2 protein-coding genes are annotated in these 3,882 nt (G+C 46.6%); both read right to left on the bottom strand.

From position 1 onward, the window contains the following. Nucleotides 1-152 precede the first annotated feature (152 nt). The gene (locus AB1L08_RS21835) at nucleotides 153-3,284 is read right to left on the bottom strand and encodes an MMPL family transporter (protein WP_413066695.1); all 3,132 of its coding nucleotides are present in this window, start codon (nucleotides 3,282-3,284) and stop codon (nucleotides 153-155) included. Next, entirely contained in the window at nucleotides 3,281-3,736 is a 456-nt protein-coding gene (locus AB1L08_RS21830) for a MarR family winged helix-turn-helix transcriptional regulator (RefSeq protein WP_413066694.1), read from the bottom strand. Before AB1L08_RS21830 ends, AB1L08_RS21835 begins: the two co-directional genes overlap by 4 nt. Nucleotides 3,737-3,882: the final 146 nt, after the last annotated feature.

The raw sequence follows: 3,882 nt of genomic DNA, 5'->3' as shown, positions 1-3,882 counted from the left end.
GATTATACGGGAGTTGGAGCGATTATACGGGAGTTGGAGCGATTATACGGGAGTTGGAGCGATTATACGGGAGTTGGAGCGCTGCCCGCCCGCATTTGCGGCCGGGGCAGCGCCTCCCAATAAGCCGAGAGATCCTGCCATTCTCCCGGTTTTTACTGATCGCTTTTACGCGGCATGAATGGCCACCAGTTTGCTTTTCCCAACAAGTTGATGAGCACGGGTACAAATAACGGCAGGACGATCAAAGCGTAAAACAGTAATCCCGACAGTACCAATGTTGCGATTTGCAGCATGGACAGAACGCCCGAAGGAAGCATCGCGGCAAAGGTACCAGCCAAAATAACAGCCGCACTCATGATGACGGTGCCCATATTTTTCATGGCGAGCATAATGCCTGTTTTGACGTCGAGTTCTTTGTATTCGGAAAAGCGGTCCATCAAAAAGATGGAATAGTCGACGCCCAGGGCAATCAAGATGACGAATCCAAAAAACGGGGTAACCCAGTTGATTCCAGGGTATCCAAGGATGTTGACGAAAATGACTTCCGTCATGGCGATCGATGAATAATAGGTTAATAGCAGCGATGCAATAATGTAGACCGGCATGACGAGCGACCGCAGCAAAATGACCAAAATGATCACTATGCCGGCCATCATGAACATGACGGTTTTTGAATAGTCCGCATCAGACATGGACTCTAAATCCTTGTTCATGCTCGTTACGCCGCCAATGCCGACGTTTGCCTGTTCTAATTTTGTATCTTTTACAACCTTTTCAACCGTTTCTTCAATATCGGAAATCATATCCATCGATTGCTTGGCGTACGGGTTGGAATCAAGGACAATGTCCATCGTTGTCATCTTTCCGTCTTCAGACATGTATATATCAAAGACACGCTGGAATTCCTTGTCTGTCAGCAACTGGTCCGGAATATAAATTCCTGATTGCTGTAAATCCGTATCTTTTGCCAGGTTGGACAAGTGGTCTTTTGCTTCGCCCAATCCGTCTTCTATTTGTCCAAGTCCTTTGCTGCTTTCGGATAATCCATCGCTTAATTCATTCAGTTGACTTCCCACTTGGCCAAAGCCCGATTGAAGCTGCTCCTGGCCGCTGGCAATTTCGCCCATTCCCGCTACGATCTCGGGAATTTTTCCGACGACCTGATGTTGGCCTGAAGCAGCGGCACCTAAACCGGACTCAAGCTCCTTCAAACCTTTCTCTATTTCTTGTAGGCCTGAAGAAAATTGGCCGAGCCCGTCAGCCATTTTCGTTAAGTGGCTGTTGGCCGTTGCAAGACCTGTTCGGACTTTTTCCAGTTCGCCATTAAGAGCGGACACCGTTCCTCCTGCAACCGCAACCTGTTTCGTCGCATTCCCCACAATGGATTGAATTTCGGCGAAATTCGGATCGTTCATTATCTCGGGATGTTTTTGCACGAGTTTACCAAGCGGCTCTTCCAATGACATGAGTTGATCCTGCGCTTCTTGCAATGTCGATGGTATTTTTCCATATTCAGAGATTAATTGTGCCAGGCCAGCCTGGGCCTGCTCATACCCTGCCAGCAGTTCCTTTGTTCCCGCCTGCAGCTCGGCCGCCTGTTGGCTTGCTTCGCCCGCTCCTTTTTTCAGCTCACCTGCCCCGGCTGTACCTTTGCGGATTCCATCTTCAATACTGCTTAACGCCGTTTGGAGCTGCCCGACACCGGACTGCAATTCTTTCGTCCCTTTTTGCAGTTCCCCGATTCCGCCTGTTGCTTTTTCCAGATCCGGTTTGGAATCCTTGATCGAAGTGGCGGCTTCGTTCAACCCATCTTTGATTTTCGATATGCCGTCCGTCCCTTCACCGATCCCTTCACCAAGTTGGTCCGCCTGTTTTTTGACATAAATTTCTTCCAGTTTATCGCCTGTCGGCCTTGTAACACTGCGGACTTTTTCCACATGGTCAAGCTTTTCCAAATCGTTGCCGATCAACTCTATCAATGTTAAATAGTCTTTTGTTTTCATCGGATCGTCATTTTCAATGACAAGTTTAACCGGCATGAGCTCCCCGGGACCAAAACTGTCCTCAACGATCTTGAATCCTTTGACGGAATCATATTCGTCGCCGATTTCATCCAGCGAATTAAACGAAAGATCACCATCATAGCCAACGAGGAGCGGTACAGTAAAAATAGCCACAATTCCAAGAGCAACAAGCGGTCTTGTAATGGCGAGATTTCCCATCCAGCCCCACAGCCTGCTCTCCTTATGGGAAATATCTTTCTTCACCGGCCAGAAAAGCGCTCTTTTCAATGTCGCCATGAAAAAAGGAACGATCGTAAACAGGGCGATCAAGAGGACCAAAACTCCGACGGCCACACCAACTGCCGATTGGTACAGTTTAAATGACGCAAACCCGATGGAGGCAAATCCGATCATGACAGCGATGGCACTGTAAACAACCGTTTTTCCGGCCGTTTTGTATGTTGTGACGATTGCAGAATGAATGTCCTGTCCGGAGGAGAGCTCCTCTTTATATCGGCTTAACAGCAAAATACAATAATCCGTGCCGATTCCGAACAACACCGCCACCAAAAATGTTTGGGTAAAATTGGAAACGGGGAAATCAACCCGGTCTACAAGAAAGGCAACGATCGATGAACTGGCCAAATACGTCATTCCAACCGTTAAAAGCGGAATAAACGGAGCCACGGCCGAACGAAACACAAGCAGAAGGACGGCCATAATGAAAATAACCGTAATCACTTCCGTTTTTTGCAATCCTTTTTCGGAACTGATAACGACATCTTCATTAATAAGCGCATTTCCCGTCATGTATGTTTTTACATTCCCGGTTTTGACCGCCTCATCCAGCTGTTCGCGGACATCCTTGATTTCCTTGTCCCCCATCTTCACATCGACCAATGCAATGATTGTATTCTTTTCTTTGGATACGAGCTGATCCGACAAGTCCTTATCCTTAAAATGGGTCGTTATTTCACTGATACCGAGTTCAGATTTTTTCCGGTCAAGTATATCGACAGTGGTTTCAATATTTGAAAGCTGCTCCTTAGAAAATGTTTCACCGCTATGAAAGACGACGATAAAGGACTCGGTCCCTTTTTCTTTAGGTGAGTGTTTTTCCATTATATCTTCCGCAATCGTTGACGGATATCCGTCCGCGATCGCCAGCTGGCCTTTTTCCCGGACAAGCTGATTCATATCCGGCGCAAATACCATTAATGCGATGGCACTCATTATCCACGCTGCCAATACAAGCCACCTAAAACGCAGGACCGTTCTCATTCTTCTTCCCCCCTATAATGCTCGATGTGTTGGGCTATTTTTTCAAAAACATGCAGAAAGCGCTCCATTTCATCTTTTGGAAGGTCTTTTACAATCGCTTCAACAAACTCGTTGATTTTATTTTCCATTGTTTCGTAGTATTCAACGCCTGCCTTGGAGAGCCGCAAGTGGACATTCCTGCGGTCTTCCGTGTCCCGTTCCCGGAGAAGCAACCCTTTTTTTACAAGTTTGTCCGCACGAACTGTCACGGCACTTTTATGTACGTACAGCAGCTCGGCCAGTTCTGAAGCCCGAATGGAACCATGCTTGTAAACCTCTCGAATCAGTGTAAATTGTTCTATGGACATCTCTTTTAAAAGCTGTTCCGAAACAAGCGTGGACATCCCTTTTCTTCCGTAAAGGATTATATTCATAAATCGATCAAAAATTCGCTGATTATCTTCTTTACCCAAAATCATTCTCCCCCTAAATGGTTGACCCCATAAACTATAATAGAAAACGATCAATACGTCAATGTTTTAAGAAAAACCGGGCAAAAAGCGGCCCGGTCCTTTTTTGTTTAGAGGATATCCGATAATTTGTACTCCATGCCATGGAC

The organism is Siminovitchia jepli, assembly GCF_047228825.1.
Classification (GTDB): domain Bacteria; phylum Bacillota; class Bacilli; order Bacillales; family Bacillaceae_C; genus Siminovitchia.
The sequence above is the reverse complement of the archived record's forward strand: the minus strand, read 5'-3'. Positions and strand labels throughout refer to the sequence as shown.

What these genes read in the sequence shown, in the direction of transcription:
- AB1L08_RS21835 (WP_413066695.1), bottom strand. Translation starts at nt 3,284, where the DNA reads ATGAGAACGGTCCTGCGTTTTAGGTGGCTTGTATTGGCAGCGTGGATA.